A 15,776-nucleotide genomic window follows, 5' to 3' on the forward strand; every position below is an offset into this window, starting at 1 on the left:
CCGTGAAGAGGCGGACATAAACCATTCAAAAGAGAAGATACATGCCAAAGGACATCAAGCTCTTTACCTTGGCCAAGGAACTCAACGTAGGGATTGGCTCATTCAAGGATTCGTTAGAGAAGAAGAACGTCTTAGACGTCAATACGATCACCCCCAACACTCGCGTACCCCGCGAGGTGGCCGAGCAGCTCATCGCTGAGCACGGCAAGGGCATGGGCAAGGCCGAGATCGCCGCGCTCCTTGACACCCTCAGTGGTGCCACTGCTAAGCCTGCGCCTGCCAAGCCTGCTGCTAAGCCCGAGGCCCCCGCTGCTGAGCCCGCTCCCGCGAAGGTGAAGCACATCGAGACAGTCGTCCCCGAGGATCGCCGCCCCAGCCTCAATATCAAGGGCTCCATCGCCACGGAGAAGAAGGCTGAACCCAAGCCCGCCGCCAAGGCGAAGGCCGAGCCTAAGCCAAAGCCCGCTCCTAAGGCGGAGGCTCCAGCACCCGAAGTGAAGCCCGAGCCCAAGGTAGAGGTCAAGCCTGAACCCAAGACCGAGCCTGCTCCTGCTCCTAAGGTCGAAGCTCCCGCCCCCAAGGCTGAGCCTAAGCCCGCTCCTGCTCCCGAGCCTGCCCCTGCAGCACCCGAGGTCAAGCCCGAGCCCAAGGCTGCTCCCGCAGCTGAAGAGCCGACGGTGCGTGAGCCCGAGATCTATCGCCCTTCGACTCCAAGTGCAGGGATCAGCTTCAATGTAGTAGGTAAGATCGACCTCTCTTCGATCAACGATAATACGCGCCCCGCCAAGAAGTCCGCTGCCGACAAGGGTCGTAAGCGTACCCGTATCGGTAAGGGCCCCGTCGATGTCAAGGCCGAAGCCGCTAAGGTGACGGACAATGGCACGAAGAAGCCCGGACAGCGCAATGGCAACGCTGGCAATGGCCGCTCCGCAGACCCCAACAACCGTGGTGGTCGTGGCAATGTCCAGCAGGGCGCTGCCGAGCAGAAGACCGGTCGTAAGGCCAAGCGTCAGAGCCAGCAGCCTCAGAAGGCTGTCGTCACTGACGAAGATGTACAGCGCCAGGTCAAGGAGACACTTGCTCGTCTGACGGGTAAGAATCAGCAGGGTGCTAAGTCCGCTAAGTACCGTAAGGACAAGCGTGATGCCGCTCGCTCTGCAGCTCTCGACGCTCAGGAGCGTAGCGAAGCCGAAAGCCGTACGCTGAAGCTCACCGAGTTCGTGACGGTGAGTGACCTCGCAAATCTCATGGACGTCCCCGTGACGCAGGTCATCGCTACCTGTATGAGCATCGGTCTGATGGTGTCTATCAACATGCGCCTCGACGCTGAGACCATCGAGATGGTCGCAGAGGAATTCGGCTACAAGACCGACTTCGTCAGCGCTGAGGTCGTCGAAGCCATCACGCAGGAAGAAGAGGTCGATGACGAAGCTGACCTCATCAGCCGTCCTCCTATCGTCACCGTCATGGGTCACGTCGACCACGGTAAGACGTCGCTCCTCGACCGCCTGCGCAATACCAACGTCATCGCTGGCGAAGCAGGGGGGATCACCCAGCACATCGGTGCTTACAGCATCCGCTTCAAGGACGGTAAGCGTATTACCTTCCTCGATACTCCGGGTCACGAAGCCTTCACCGCTATGCGTGCTCGTGGGGCAAAGGTCACCGACATCGCTATCATCATCGTCGCTGCTGACGACGACGTGATGCCTCAGACGAAGGAAGCTATCAACCATGCCGCCGCTGCTGGTGTGCCCATGGTCTTCGCGATCAATAAGATCGATAAGCCCGCCGCTAACCCCGACCGAATCCGTGAGCAGCTCGCTGCCATGAACTACCTCGTCGAGGAATGGGGCGGTAAGTACCAGTGTCAGGAGATCTCCGCTAAGCAGGGCATCAACATCGATGAGCTGCTGGAGAAGGTCCTCCTCGAAGCTGAGCTTCTTGAGCTCAAGGCCAACCCCAAGCGCCGTGCTGTCGGCTCCGTCATCGAGTCTTCGCTTGACAAGGGCCGTGGTTATGTGGCTACCGTCCTCGTGCAGAACGGTACGCTCTCGCAGGGTGATGTCGTCCTCTCGGGCACGCACTATGGCCGTGTGAAGGCTATGTTCAACGAGCGTAACCAGAAGGTCGAGAAGGCTGGTCCCAGCGAACCCGTTCTGATCCTTGGCTTGGATGGTGCACCTACCGCAGGTGAGACCTTCAACGTCATGGAGACCGAGCAGGAAGCGCGTAGCATCGCCAGCAAGCGTGAGCAGCTCAAGCGTGAGCAGGACAACCGTACGAAGAAGGGGCTTACCCTCGACGAACTCGCTCGCCGCCGTGCTCTGGGCAACTTCCAGGAGCTCAATGTCATCATCAAGGGTGACGTGGACGGCTCTATCGAAGCGCTCTCCGACTCGCTCATCCGCCTCTCTACGGAGGAAATTCAGGTCAACGTCATCCACAAGGGTGTTGGTCAGATCTCCGAGAGTGACGTCGTGCTCGCCTCTGCTTCTTCGGCTATCATCCTGGGCTTCCAGGTGCGTCCCAGCCAGGCCGCTCGTCGTCTGGCAGACCGTGAGGGCGTAGAGATCCGTACTTACTCGATCATCTACGACACCATCGAAGACATCAAGTCCGCTATGGAAGGGATGCTTTCGCCCGAAATCAAGGAGAATGTCGTGGCCAACCTCGAGGTCCAGCAGACCTTCAAGATCACCAAGGTCGGTACTATCGCCGGCTGTATGGTCGTCGAAGGGAAGATCAAGCGCAACAACAAGATCCGCCTTATCCGCGATGGTATCGTCAAGTACCAGGGCGAGCTCGGCTCTCTCAAGCGCTACAAGGACGATGCTAAGGAAGTCGTCATGGGTCAGGATTGCGGTCTGAATATCGATGGCTACAACGACATCATGGTCGGTGACATCATCGAGGCCTACGAAGAAATCGAGATCAAGAAGACCCTCGACTAAGTCGCGGTCAACTTCACTCACGATATACCAATAGACATTACGCCCCAGGCCGCTTCGGCAGCCTGGGGCGTAATGCGTTTCTGCACTATCGGCGAGGGGGCTTTGCGACCAGTACTGGTCGCTGAGTTGACCAGTACTGGTTGGTTATAGCGACCAGTACTGCTTCGCGTCGTGACCAGTACTGGTCACGACGCGAAGCAGTACTGGTCACCGTGACGATTAATATAGGTTCACACCGCTTTGCTGTATGGCGTCGTATTACGATTGACTTCGGGGTGCGCTGCTTGGGAGGAGGGAGATGTTGCCTTGTGTGGGGTAGGGTCGCTCTACTTACCCTACTTGACGCCCAATTCCTCTATGATCTCGTTAAGTTTGTTGATGATCTCTTGGGCGACACTTGTTTTCATCGCGGGGAAGTTCTCGGCTGAGTACCAGTTTGGTGTCGTGAGGTACTCCCATCCCATAGGATATTCAGGACTTTGCTTTTCTAAGCAAGCAAGTTTTTTCGCTCCAGTCACCTTTGAGTCTATGCCTATCCAGAGGTTCATCCACCAGCCATAGTTCGATTTTTTATCTTCGCTATCTGCTGATATGATGATAGAGCCATCCCAGCCTTCTTTACGGAAGCGGATTTTAGGCTCTTCTTCATTATACGAAGACTCACTATCATCGTACAACCAGCCCTTTTGATCGGCATATTCCTTCAGTTTGTCGAAGATGTACTTCTCTCTAATTCCCTCAGCGATTGCATCACGTTTGCTTGATAGCGTGGCCACTACTTCGGGGTGATCAACTGCAAGATCAATGATTGTCTGGATATTCTCTTGATTCATATCTTGATAGGTGAGTTGCTTGATAGTTCGGATATACTGATTGAGAGACTCTCGGACGAGGGGCTTGTTGTCGGCCAGTCGCACGCATTGCTCCAGCCAGCGAAGGATGTCTTCTGCGTACGATAGGCGCAAGTAGCCTACTTCCTCAGCACTTTTCGTGGCTGTGCTCTCTTTGCTGGCGTCGCATCCATATAGCGTGAGATAAACCAAGAGATATCCGTCTGCACCAAAAGTCTCCTTGCCATAGTTGTCGTAGCGAGTCAGTTGCTTGTCTTGATCTCCAGCGTAAATCTTGTTCTCTATGATGAGTCCGTAGCGGCTACTTTTCACGAGGATGTCAATGCGCCCGCCGGTATCGCCTGCTATGGGGCCTGTATAATACTCTGTATCGCTATCCGGGAGTGTACAGCCCTCGAAAGGATAGGCTCGCTCCTTCAGTGCGATCTCAAAGAAAGCTCTTAGGAAGGCATCGCCGCATCCGTGGCTTCCCTTGGGGTCAAGTAGATTAGCGATTAGGGCGGAGTGCTTTAATTCGTAGCGCTCTATGTTAAGGATGCTAAAGAGATTGTAGTTTTCGCCTTTGCGATTTCGCTCCTCCTGCTGCTCTTGTCCTAAGGCGCAGATGCTCGCTACCTCTTGAAAGAATCGCTGTATATCCAGCTCTGTGTCCATACTTATTTGGAGTTGTGATGATTGTCTAAGTCTGATCCTTTGCTCTGCCAGAGTGAATATGCGGGGGTGCAGACTCCTAATCGGTGGATCCGAATGCCTGTATTTGCAATATCCTCTGGCTACAAATGTACGAGTTTCGATAGGATAGGGCGCGGGATCCTGTGCGCTGCGTGCGACCTCATCTGGGTGAGGCTGTCGGAGGTATAGAGGTCGCTTGGTTTCTGGAATGATAAAGGAGTTTGGATAGCATTTCTATGTGTTTCGTAAGTGGTTTCCCCTTATGGTGTTATGTTGTCTCGGTGTGAAGGGGCTTTTGCAACCTATATTGGTCGTCGGGTTGACCTATATAGGTCGCTGTGACGACCAATATAGCTTCGTGCGCTGACCAATATAGGTTGGAGCAGCGACCAATATAGGTTCACACCCCTTACTGTGGAACTTCGTGATACGGCAGGTCGCAGTGGGTGCTTCTCGGGAGGGAGAGATATTGCCTTATGTAGGGTAGGAGAAGAGCTCGGACTGAGGAAGTTTCTTCGGTGAAAGTCAAGGGAGTGCAAGGTGTTGTATCAGATATTTTTGTATCTTTGTGACCGAATTTCCTATGTAGGGTAGGAGAAGAAGACCGTCCCTCCGCTGTGGAGCGGGTGGCACCCTACGGGGCTAACTTTTTAGTTATCAACGATAATGTACGTCATCGTAGACATTCAGGGCCAGCAGTTCAATGTAGAACAGGGCCGTCGCCTCTTCATTCACCACGTCAAGGGTGCTGAGAGTGGCGCAGTAGTAGAATTCGACAAGGTCCTCCTCGTAGACAAGGATGGTGCTGTCACTGTAGGTACGCCTGTAGTGGCTGGTGCTAAGGTCGTGTGCGAAATCATCACGCCTCTTGTAAAGGGCGACAAGGTACTTGTCTTCCACAAGAAGCGCCGTAAGGGCTATCGCAAGCTCAATGGCCACCGCCAGCAGTTCAGCGAAGTCCTCGTCAAGGAAATCGTAGCGTAAGTAATTGTATCACCGCATTAGTTTAGACATAAGACAATGGCACATAAAAAAGGTGTAGGTAGCTCCAAGAACGGACGCGAATCAGAAAGTAAGCGACTCGGAGTAAAGCTCTTCGGTGGTCAGCACGCTAAGGCTGGTAACATCATCGTCCGCCAGCGTGGCACGCAGCATCACCCAGGTGCAGGCGTAGGTATCGGTAAGGACCACACGCTCTATGCACTGATCGACGGTAAGGTGGTCTTCACTCGCAAGAAGAACGACCGCTCGTACGTCTCCATCGCGGCTGAGGCCTAAGACGGAGCACACGTCAGACAAGTCAACCGGAGGTTGCTCCAGAAGGGTCTACACAGCCCGGAGGGAGCGACCTCCTCTCATTATACCCCACACGAGACATTATGCTTACACTCAAGCAAATCAAGGAGAATACCGAGGCGGTCATTGAGCGCCTCCGCAAGAAGCAATTCGAGGCACGCGAAGCGATCACCGAAGTCCTAAACTTCGATGAGATCCGCCGTCGCTCTCAGCAGGAGCTCGATGCCAGTCTCTCTCGTCAGAAGGCCCTCGCTAAGGAGATCGGTGATCTGATGAAGCAGGGCGCCAAGGAGCAGGCTGAGAGCATCCGCTCTCAGGTGGCACTGCTCAAGGAAGCAAGCAAGAGCCTTGAGGAGAAGAAGGCCGAGGCCGAAGCTAAGATCCGTGAGATCCTGCTCTCTGTACCTAACCTCCCCGCCGACATCGTGCCCGAAGGCGCTACGGCTGAGGACAACGTCTGCGTCAAGACTGGTGGCGAGATGCCCGCACTCGATGCTACCGCCGAGCCCCACTGGGAGCTGGCGAAGGACTATGACCTCATTGACTTCGAGCTGGGGGTGAAGATCTCGGGTGCTGGCTTCCCCGTCTATAAGGGTTATGGAGCTCGCCTGCAGCGCGCGCTCATCAACTTCTTCCTCGACAATGCTCGTGAAGCTGGTTACCTCGAGGTACAGCCTCCCTACGTCGTCAACGAAGACTCTGGCTACGGCACGGGTCAGCTCCCTGACAAGGAAGGGCAGATGTACCACGCTACGGTGGACAACCTCTATCTCATCCCCACGGCTGAGGTGCCTGTGACGAATATCTATCGTGATGTCATCCTCGAGGAGAAGGATCTGCCCGTACGCAACACGGCTTATTCTGCCTGCTTCCGCCGCGAAGCTGGGTCGTATGGTAAGGATGTGCGTGGTCTGAACCGCCTCCACCAGTTCGATAAGGTAGAGATCGTCTGCATCGACAAGCCCGAGCGCAGCTATCAGCGCCTCGATGAGATGGTCGCCTACGTAGAGACGCTCGTCACGAAGCTCGAGCTACCCTGGCGCATCCTGCGTCTGAGCGGTGGCGATATGAGCTTCACCAGCGCACTGACCTATGACTTCGAGGTCTTCTCGGCTGCACAGAAGCGTTGGCTCGAGGTCAGCTCTGTGTCGAATTTCGAGAGCTACCAGGCCAACCGTCTGCGCTGCCGCTATCGTGACGCTGAGCAGGGTGTCCAGCTCGTGCACACGCTCAATGGTAGTGCACTGGCTCTTCCCCGTATCGTCGCAGCACTGCTGGAGAACAACCAGACGCCCGAAGGTATCCGCATCCCCGAGGCTCTTCGTCCTTACACGGGCTTCGACTTCATCCCCCGTCCAGCGAAGAAGTAAGCGACTTCCTCACTCGGACGCTACAATAAAAGCTCATCCCCACACTGCCATCAGGCAGTGTGGGGATGAGCTTTTATTGTAGATGCGAATGACTCGCTGGGCCTACTTCGCGTCGGAGTAGATCTGCTTGATGGTCTCCTCGATCTGATCGGGAGTGAGATCGCCTACCGTCTGGATGGGCGTACCCTGCATAGGGATGAAGAGGCACATTGGGATGCTCTTCACACCGAAGATATTGGCCAGACCAGCTTCCTTGTCGATATCGATCTTGTAGACGTCGATCTTACCCGCATACTTCTTAGCGATAGCTTCGAGCTTGGGGCTGAGCTTACGGCAGGGACCGCACCAGTCGGCGTAGAAGTCGATGATAGCGGGACGGCTGCCCTTGAAGACGAACTTCGAGGGCTCTTCCTTATAGTCCCAGATGTACTTGCGCAGGTAGGCTGCGTCGATGTGCTTGATAGCGCCTTCTGCGGCCTTGTCGTCGGCAGCAGTTTCTTCGCTGGGTGCAGCTGCGGTCGTCTCGGTGGAGGCAGAAGCAGCGTTGCTCGAAGCCTTGGCCGTGCAGGCATAGCTCGAGAAGAGACCTGCGGAGATGAGGGCGAGGCTGAGGATGACTTTCTTCATTATTCAGTTAGTTGCTACGAGGTGATAGAATACTGCTCGTTGGTATGATAAGCGTGAACGGGGGCGAATTGTTCATTAAGCGACAAGCCGGGCATCCTCAGAAGGGGAGGGTGCCCGGCTTGCTATATGAAGTGGGGGAGGGCTGCGAAGTGCTTACTTCTTAGCCTCGGTGGAGCGGAAGAGGATCTCCGTGCGGTCCTTAGACTCGTAGAGCTTCTTAGCGAGAGCCTGTACAGACTGAGGCGTGACGGCGTCGAGGAGCTTGTCGTAGTTCGTCACGAAGTCGAAGCCTTGACCGTAGAAGCGAGCGAGCTGACCGAGCCAGTAGCTGTTCTTGCGGAGGCTTTCGCCGTGAGCCTTCTTGAGATTCTTGACAGCCTTGTCGAAGTACTCAGCAGAGGGGCCGTCCTTGACGATACCTTCGAGACCCTTGAAGACGAGCTCGTTCATAGCTACGGCCTTAGCGGGGTCAGTCTGGAACTGGACGGTGACGTTCGTGCGTGGGCTGGGGAAGCGTGATACGTCAGCGAGGACACCGACGCTGTAGGCACCACCTGCATCCTCACGAATGGTCTTCGTGTAGAGCTGATCGAGGATAGACTCAAGCACAGCGCTCGTCAGACCTTCCTGCTGGCTGTAGGTCGTAGGAGCTGAGAGACCGTCGATGACGATACCCATAGGCGTCTCCATAGGAGCGCTGTACTCCTTCTTGTTCGTGCCGAGGCGCTCTACGGGGACGCGGTTCGTGTGAGCCTTGTCGGTGTAGACCTTCTGCGCGGGGAGTGAAGCGATGTACTGCTCTACGAGAGGGCGGAGGGCTGCTTCGTCGACATTACCTACGAAGTAGAACTCGAAGCCGCGGGCATTGGCGAAGCGGCTGCGGAAGAGCTGGAGTACACGATCGTAGTTCACGCTCTTGACTTCTTCAACGCTGAGTGGATAGCGCTCAGGGTTGTTGGGGAAGATGAAGCGCGTGACGGAGTCGCCGAGGAAGGAGAGCGGATTTGCCTTGCTTGCCTCGATTTGGCTGATGGTGCGCTCCTGCCAAGCCTGGAAGGCGTCCTTGTCAGCACGTACAGCTGTGAAGTTGAGGTAGAGGAGCTGGAGCATCGTCTCGAGGTCTTCCTTCGTCGTGCTACCTGCTACATCATCGCTGATATTGGAGACCGTCGCAGAGACAGAAGCGATGCGACCGCTGAGGGCCTTCTCGAGAGCTGACTCATCGAACTTACCGAGACCACCGATAGCAGCAAGGCTGTTGAGGACCTTCAGATCCGTAGCGTTGGGCTTGGTGAAGTTGTAGTACCCACCATCGCGGCGACCCTTGAAGAGGATCTCATCTTCCTTGTAGTCGGTCTTCTTGATGTAGACCTTCGTGCCGTTGGAGAGCGTCCAGATGGTAGAGCCGTACTGACCGTTCTTCTCGGTCTTGACGATCTTACCCTTCATGGGGAGCTTGTCGATGAGCTTCTCGTTGCTGACCTCGTCCTTAGGAGCTTCGACCTGCTGCTTGGTATAGTCGAGGTACTTCTTCGTGAGCTCCTCGATGCTGGGGAGCTTGACGCTGGGCTTCTCTACGCTGGTCAGAGCGACGAGTACATTCTTCTCGAGGTCAAGCTGCTTGATCATAGCATTGATCTGCTCGAGTGGGAACTGCTCAGCGATGCCCTGGATGAGCTGGTAGTGTGTGGGGATATCGAGGAGGTAACCACCGTCTTCGAAGTAGTCTACATAGACGTTTGCCCAAGCATCGCTGGTACGCTTGTCACGCTCGTTGTAGAAGTTCTTCATGCTGACGAGGTAGTCCTTCTTAGCGCGGCTATATTCGCCAGGCGTGAAGCCGTACGTCTTGAGGCGTACGATCTCAGCTACGAGAGCCTTGAGAGCGGGCTCCCACTGCCCTTCCTTGAAGGTAGCGTCAAAGTTGACAGCGTCCTTGGTCTTAGCGACGACGTAGTTACCGAAGTCAACGGAAGCGTTGACGAAGGGTGCATTAGGCTTCTTGACGATGTCGCTGAAGCGCTGGGTGATCATCGATGAGACGACACTATTGATGTAGTCCTCGAGGGGACCCATGAGGGTAGCACGGACATCAGCAGGCGTGACATCGCTCTTGTAAGAGATATTGATCGAATTCTGCGTAGCTTCCTTGTCAGCAGCGATACCTACGATGGGCTTGACGTTGTCTTCGACAGGGATGTAGACGCGCTCAGCAGCATTCACTGGAGCAGGGATGTCGGCGAAGATCTTCTTGATCTGAGCCTCCGTGTAGTTGACATCGACGTCACCGACGATGATGACCGCCTGCAGGTCGGGGCGGTACCACTTCTTGTAGTAGTCGCGCAGGACCTGATAGGGGAAGCTGCGTACGATCTCCATCTTACCGATGGGGAGGCGCTTACCGTACTTGTTGCCAGGGAAGGCAAAGTCGAGGAGCTTCTCCATGTTGCGCATATCCCCGCTATTGCTGCGACGCCATTCTTCTTCGATGACACCACGCTCAGCGTCGATCTCCTTATCCTCGAGGCTGATGAAGCTACTCCAGTCGTGGAGTACGAGGATACAGCTATCGATGATGCTCTTGCGTGGGACGGGGATCTTCATCAGCGTGTAGACCGTCTTGTCGAAGCTCGTGTAAGCATTGATGTTGCCACCGAAGCTGGCACCTATGCTCTCGAGGAAGTTGATGATCCCCTTGCCTGGGAAGTTCTTTGTGCCGTTGAAGGCGATATGCTCGAGGAAGTGAGCCAGACCCTGCTGCGAGTCTTCTTCCTGCATCGAGCCTACCTTCTGGGCGATATAGAATTCTGCTCTACCCTTGGGCTCTTCATTGTGACGAATGAAGTAGGTCAGACCATTGGGGAGCTTTCCGATACGGACGGCGGTGTCTATGGGGAGTGGTGGCATCTCGCTGGGAGCTTGGGCTTGAGCAGCCGAAGGCAGGCCCAGTGTAGTGCCTACGAAGAGCGCCGAGAGGAGGGATAAGATGATTTTCTTGAGCCTCATCGCTTGTTTGTGGTTTAAGAGGTGAAAAGATATTTATAGTTCACTGTACCGCAAATGTACGATAATTCTTCGGTGTGTATCTACTATATGAGATACCTCACGCGCGCAGGTATCTATTATATAGGTATATGGTTGCATATAGGTATATGGTTGCGTAGGTAGAGCTATATAGGATGGCGAAGAAAGCTATATAGCTTTGTGAAGTGACTTCTATTAGGTTGTTGCTCCGCGTAGGGATAAAAGTTGCGGACGAGTGGTAGAAAAGTGTGGACTACGTACGTGGCTCTAATATCTACGTACGTGGATATTTGGATTTACGTGTCTGGTCTTTAAATCTACGTGCGTAGATATGGAAAAATCACTACGTGAAGGCGCTTTTTTCTTCACGAGAAGGACAATTTTCCCTCCGCTGGATAAGAGGAATACTCGCGAAGGGACGAAGGGCTTGCTGGTCACTTCGGAGAGGTATATCGGGGAGCTGGGCGTACGATGCCTTAGCACGCTAAATAGAGGGTAGGACTTGCGGCAACAGTCTCAATAGTGGTATGAGGTATGATCCTATATTGGTCGCTGAGGCAACCTATATGGGGCCACTTAATCCCTCTCGGAGATGGACTTCCGATATCCGTGGGGAAGGAGCTATATACGAGGGCTGAAAAGTGGGGGAAAGAAGGGGAGAATAAGGCCGTGTCAGTATGGCATAATGTCAGGTGCTTGCCGTGAAGCTGTCCCTCTTTTGTCTGAGGTATAGGCTTTTTTAAGTATATTTGCACGATATATTACCTATGTCATAAAGTGTCCACTCAATAGACCCCTATGTTACTTCACAAAGAAGGGCGCGGCCCACTCATTGGCTTTGCTATCACTCTTATCGGGCTGAATGCCTTCATTGCTCTCTTTGCGGGAGGGACGTTTAGCTACATCTTCCTGGCTATTTCGATCCTCTTCTATCTGACTGTCATCAACTTCTTCCGCTATGAGCCTCGCAAGCACAGCGATGGCTCGCTGGAGATCGTGTGCCCTGCTGACGGCCGTGTCGTCGTCGTCGAGGAGACGGAGGAGACGGAGCTGCTTGGCTGCCGCTGCCTGCAGGTATCCGTCTTTATGAGCGTCTTTGATATGCACGTCAACTGGATTCCTTGTAATGGCGTCGTCGAGCATGTCTCGCACACCGATGGACGCTTCCTCTCGGCTCACCTGCCTAAGAGCAGTACGGACAATGAGCGCTCTGCTGTCATCATCCGCAGTGAGGGTGGGGATCGCATCCTCGTCCGTCAGGTTGCTGGGGCTATCGCACGCCGTATCGTCACCTATCCAGAGGTCGGTCAACGTGTGAATATCAACCAGAACCTCGGCTTCATTAAGTTCGGCTCTCGTGTCGACCTCTACCTCCCCCTCGGCACGAAGGTGCACGTCAAGGTCGGGCAGAAGGTCCAGGGGAATATCACCGACATCGCTACGCTGCCTCGCTAAGCAGTATAGCGCCCCTCCCTATACGTATATATAATAGTAGGAATGAATATCAAGAAGCATATACCTAATATGCTGACCGCGGGGAACCTCCTCTCAGGTGTGCTGGCTATCGTCTTCACGCTCTATGCAGGTCGCCCCGATATCGCTATGTGGCTCATCGTCCTCTCGGCCGTCTTTGACTTCTTCGATGGGATGGTAGCACGCCTGCTGGGTGTGTCCTCTCCGATCGGGAAGGATCTCGACTCGCTGGCCGACGTCGTGAGCTTCGGCTTGGCTCCCGCTACCCTTGTCTTCCGTGGACTGGAGGGCTTGGATGCAGGGAATTATCTGAACTATGGCGTCTTCGTCGTCGTGGCCTTTGCTGCACTGCGCCTGGCGAAGTTCAATAACGACACGCGCCAGTCGACCTCGTTCCTCGGACTTCCCGTCCCCTCGAACGCGCTCTTCTGGATCGGTGCTGCAGCTGCGATCCCTTCCTTCGGGCTGTCCATCGGTGCTTCGGCCACGCTCATCACTTATCTAGTGCTGACGCTCGTGCTATCCCTGCTGATGGTCAGCGAGCTGCCGATGTTCTCCTTCAAGCTCTCGAAGGAGCCCCTGAGCCACAAGTGGCCTCAGCTGGTGCTCATCGTGGTGGCTGTCGGGTCGGTCGTGTGGCTGGGCTGGTTCGGCTGCAGTGTGACGATCATCGCCTACCTCCTGCTGTCACTCCTTCCTCAGCAGAAGGGCGAGAAGTCCTAAGCGGAGTGCTGTGGCACGCTCTTTGAAAGAGGAGCTTTGTCACATAGTATGTATTAGATAAATCCGAATTTCGATATGAGCCTCCTGATAATAATCCTCATCGGTGTCCTCCTCTACCTCTACTGGCCTACGATCCAAGCTTGGCTGGCCGTGAAGCTCCTCCAGCGCCTGCAGCGCCGTATGACCGAGGCAGCCGGTGGTGAGGCCTACCGCAATCGTGGCTACGGTGCCCCTGGGGCATCCTCTGAGCGTCGTGAAGGCACGGCAGAGAGCTCGGACAGCCGCCAGAAGCAGGAGCTTGATGATATCGAGGCTCGCAAGTTCACCCGCCCCTCAAGCGACGAGTACGTTGACTTCGAGGAGCTTCCACGGGACTAAGCAGCGCTCTGCGGGTACTCCATACACCGTATTTATATACGCCATCCGAAGCAGTGGGATAGGGGAAGTGCGCTTCCCTTATCCCACTTCCTTCTGAGAAGGCCCTTTGTATTTGAGTATTCGTCGGAGTGTTTGTATCTTTGTTCCTCAAAGACTGAAATATAAACACTATTCATCCATAGGTAACAACAAACAATGGCAGTATTAGAGAAGATCCGAAGTCATTCGGTACTGCTGGTCGTGGTCATCGGGATCGCCCTGGCGGGCTTTGTCATCGGTGACCTCTTCACCAGTGGGCGCACCTTCTGGAGCAAGAATGAGCGTACGGCTCTCTCCATCGATGGCAAAGATGTCTCGATCGAAGAGTATAGCATGCGCCTCAAGGAGCTCGAAGACCAGGCTCAAGCCCAGGGCCAGCAGCTCTCCGATGAGCAACGTATGCAGCTGAATAACCAACTGGCCCAAGAGTACATCTCGGAGTATGCCCTCAATGAGGTGACCTCAAAGGTCGGCCTCGGCGTATCTGACGACGAACTCTATGCACTCCTCGTGGGTAAGGGGATCGCTCCCTCGCCATTGGCTGCACAGTTCTTCGGCTCGGCAGATGAGAAGCAGATCAACGAGATCATCAAGCAGCTTTCTGATAAGCAGATCCAGGCCGCTCCTGCTGAGCAGCGTGGTCAGCTCCTGCAGGCTAAGAGCCAGTTCGAGCAGCTCCAGAAGCAGATCAAGTCTCAGCGTCTCCAGCAGAAGCTCTCTACGCTGCTCGCTCGTACCTATAAGATCAACGATGTAGACCGTGAGCTCTCCGTCGGTAAGGAAAGCCGTAGCATCGCTCTCGTGCGCACCTCTGCTGCTCAGATCGCAGACGAGGCGGCTAAGCCCAGCGATAGCGAGGTGAAGAAGTACTACGACGAGCACAAGGACTTCTACAAGATGCAGTACCCTCTCACCGAGGTGAGCTACATCAGCCTGCAGGTCACTCCTTCGCAGGAAGACTACAAGAACGCTGCTACTGAGAAGGAGAAGGCTGTCGCTGAGCTTCGCAATGCAAATGCCGCCAACGTCGAGTCTGTACTCCGTGGCTTCGCTACCTCCAGCAAGTTCTTCTCCAAGAGCTACCTCACCGGTGCTGAGCTCGATGCGCTGGGCCTCGGTGCTGAGCAGGTTGCCTTCATCAAGGGTGCTGAGGCTGGTGCCGTCAGCGATCCTCAGCTCGTCAGCGACCGCTACGATATCATCAAGCTCGTCGGTAAGAAGACGGTGACCTCGGGCGTCTCTGTCCGTATGATCGTCCTCAACGACAGCGTCAAGGGTCAGGCAGACAGCCTGCTCGCACAGCTTCATGCGGGTGCTAGCTTCGCTGAGCTGGCTAAGAAGCACAGCATCGACCCCTCTACGTCGGCTACGGGTGGCCTTATCCAGATGCCTAACCGCTACGGCTCGGTCGATAGCACCTTCACCGAATCACAGCTGGTACAGCTCTCTCAGGGCTCAGCTCTCAACCTCGATACGCTCTACAAGGTACCCTTCGGTACGGTCGTTCGTCTCGGTCGGGCTCCTCTCTCCGTCCTCGTACGTGCTGAGAATCCCCAGCCTGCAGTAGATGCTTATCAGGTAGCATTCCTCTCGGTACCCGCTACGTTCTCTCCTGAGACCTACAACGCTAAGTACGCAGCTATGAACCGCATCCTCGGTGGTGGCGGTGGCTTCGATGCTATGGCTAAGAAGGCCGAGAAGGAAGGCTTCAGCGTAGCTCGCAACATCCCTGTGACGACGCAGACGGCTGCTCTCGGGCAGATCCCCAGCTCGCGTCAGGTCATCAGCTGGGCTATCGGTGCTAAGGACGGCGAAGTCAGCCAGAAGCTCTATACCTGCGGTACGGACTACCTCGTCATCCCCGCAGTCGTCAAGCACACGCCTGCTGGCGTAGCTCCTCTCTCCGCTGTCAAGGATGAGATCGTAGCTTACCTCACCAGCAAGAAGAAGGCTGAGACCCTCGCTAAGAACCTCGAAGGCAAGAACCTCGCTTCTCTTGATGCTTACGCTACGGAGCTCCAGACGAAGGTCGATACCCTCGTCGACGTCAACTACCTCGTCCGTGGTAGCGAGCCTGCTACCTTCAACGGCGTAGCTATGACGACTCCCATGGGTAAGCTCTCTAAGCCCTTCGCTGCAAGCAATGCCGAAGTCATGGTCCTCCAGCCTGTCGCTGCTACGCCTAACGATCCCGCTGCTGTCGCTGCACAGGTCAAGCAGCAGGAGCTCGGTCTGGCTCGTCAGTACAGCTACCGTGTCTTCACGGACTTCATCCAGAAGATGAAGATTCAGGACAACCGCGCTCGCTTCTATTAGTAGCCGGCTCCCCATCTATCGGGGCATCGGGACAACCCTTTGCCACTGATATC

At 55.1% G+C, this 15,776-nt stretch carries 11 protein-coding genes; 8 read left to right on the plus strand and 3 right to left on the minus strand.

All coding sequences use genetic code 11. From position 1 onward, the window contains the following. Positions 1–41: 41 nt before the first annotated feature. Positions 42–2,954, plus strand: coding sequence for a translation initiation factor IF-2 (gene infB, locus HMPREF1121_RS07145; protein WP_044115568.1), 2,913 nt, complete (start codon positions 42–44; stop codon positions 2,952–2,954). Positions 2,955–3,289: 335 nt separating this feature from the next. Here the strand turns inward: infB and HMPREF1121_RS07150 are convergent, their stop codons facing one another. Then, on the minus strand, positions 3,290–4,459 hold the full coding sequence (locus tag HMPREF1121_RS07150; protein WP_052353645.1) for a PDDEXK-like family protein: 1,170 nt from the start codon (positions 4,457–4,459) through the stop codon (positions 3,290–3,292). Between the two features lie 684 nt (positions 4,460–5,143). Between HMPREF1121_RS07150 and rplU the strand changes: the two genes are divergently transcribed. From rplU to serS, 3 genes are all read left to right on the plus strand, one after another. Continuing rightward, positions 5,144–5,461: a 50S ribosomal protein L21 gene (rplU, locus tag HMPREF1121_RS07155; RefSeq protein WP_009433676.1), complete on the plus strand. Its 318-nt coding sequence runs from the start codon at positions 5,144–5,146 to the stop codon at positions 5,459–5,461. A gap of 36 nt (positions 5,462–5,497) precedes the next feature. Further along, positions 5,498–5,755, plus strand: coding sequence for a 50S ribosomal protein L27 (rpmA, locus tag HMPREF1121_RS07160; RefSeq protein ID WP_009433701.1), 258 nt, complete (start codon positions 5,498–5,500; stop codon positions 5,753–5,755). Positions 5,756–5,856: 101 nt separating this feature from the next. After that, complete coding sequence (serS, locus tag HMPREF1121_RS07165; RefSeq protein ID WP_044115569.1) at positions 5,857–7,143, plus strand: serine--tRNA ligase; 1,287 nt, start codon at positions 5,857–5,859, stop codon at positions 7,141–7,143. Positions 7,144–7,245: 102 nt separating this feature from the next. Here the strand turns inward: serS and HMPREF1121_RS07170 are convergent, their stop codons facing one another. After that, complete coding sequence (locus tag HMPREF1121_RS07170; protein WP_044115570.1) at positions 7,246–7,770, minus strand: thioredoxin family protein; 525 nt, start codon at positions 7,768–7,770, stop codon at positions 7,246–7,248. A 153-nt stretch (positions 7,771–7,923) separates the two neighbouring features. Continuing rightward, complete coding sequence (locus tag HMPREF1121_RS07175; RefSeq protein WP_044115571.1) at positions 7,924–10,776, minus strand: M16 family metallopeptidase; 2,853 nt, start codon at positions 10,774–10,776, stop codon at positions 7,924–7,926. A gap of 816 nt (positions 10,777–11,592) precedes the next feature. Here HMPREF1121_RS07175 and HMPREF1121_RS07180 point away from each other — a divergent pair. The 4 genes from HMPREF1121_RS07180 (at position 11,593) to HMPREF1121_RS07195 (ending at position 15,723) form a co-directional block, all read left to right on the plus strand. Beyond that, a complete protein-coding gene (locus tag HMPREF1121_RS07180) occupies positions 11,593–12,249 on the plus strand; it encodes a phosphatidylserine decarboxylase family protein (protein ID WP_044115572.1) in 657 nt (218 codons plus the stop codon). Between the two features lie 42 nt (positions 12,250–12,291). Next, on the plus strand, positions 12,292–12,990 hold the full coding sequence (gene pssA / locus HMPREF1121_RS07185) for a CDP-diacylglycerol--serine O-phosphatidyltransferase (protein WP_044115573.1): 699 nt from the start codon (positions 12,292–12,294) through the stop codon (positions 12,988–12,990). A gap of 75 nt (positions 12,991–13,065) precedes the next feature. Further along, positions 13,066–13,368 (plus strand): DUF4834 family protein, encoded by a 303-nt coding sequence (locus tag HMPREF1121_RS07190; protein WP_009433705.1) that lies wholly within the window; start codon positions 13,066–13,068, stop codon positions 13,366–13,368. A gap of 195 nt (positions 13,369–13,563) precedes the next feature. Beyond that, positions 13,564–15,723 carry a peptidylprolyl isomerase gene (locus HMPREF1121_RS07195; RefSeq protein WP_044115575.1) on the plus strand — a complete coding sequence of 720 codons (2,160 nt, stop codon included), beginning with the start codon at positions 13,564–13,566 and terminating at the stop codon, positions 15,721–15,723. Positions 15,724–15,776: the final 53 nt, after the last annotated feature.

This window comes from Porphyromonas sp. KLE 1280 (genome assembly GCF_000700805.1).
Classification (GTDB): domain Bacteria; phylum Bacteroidota; class Bacteroidia; order Bacteroidales; family Porphyromonadaceae; genus Porphyromonas; species Porphyromonas pasteri.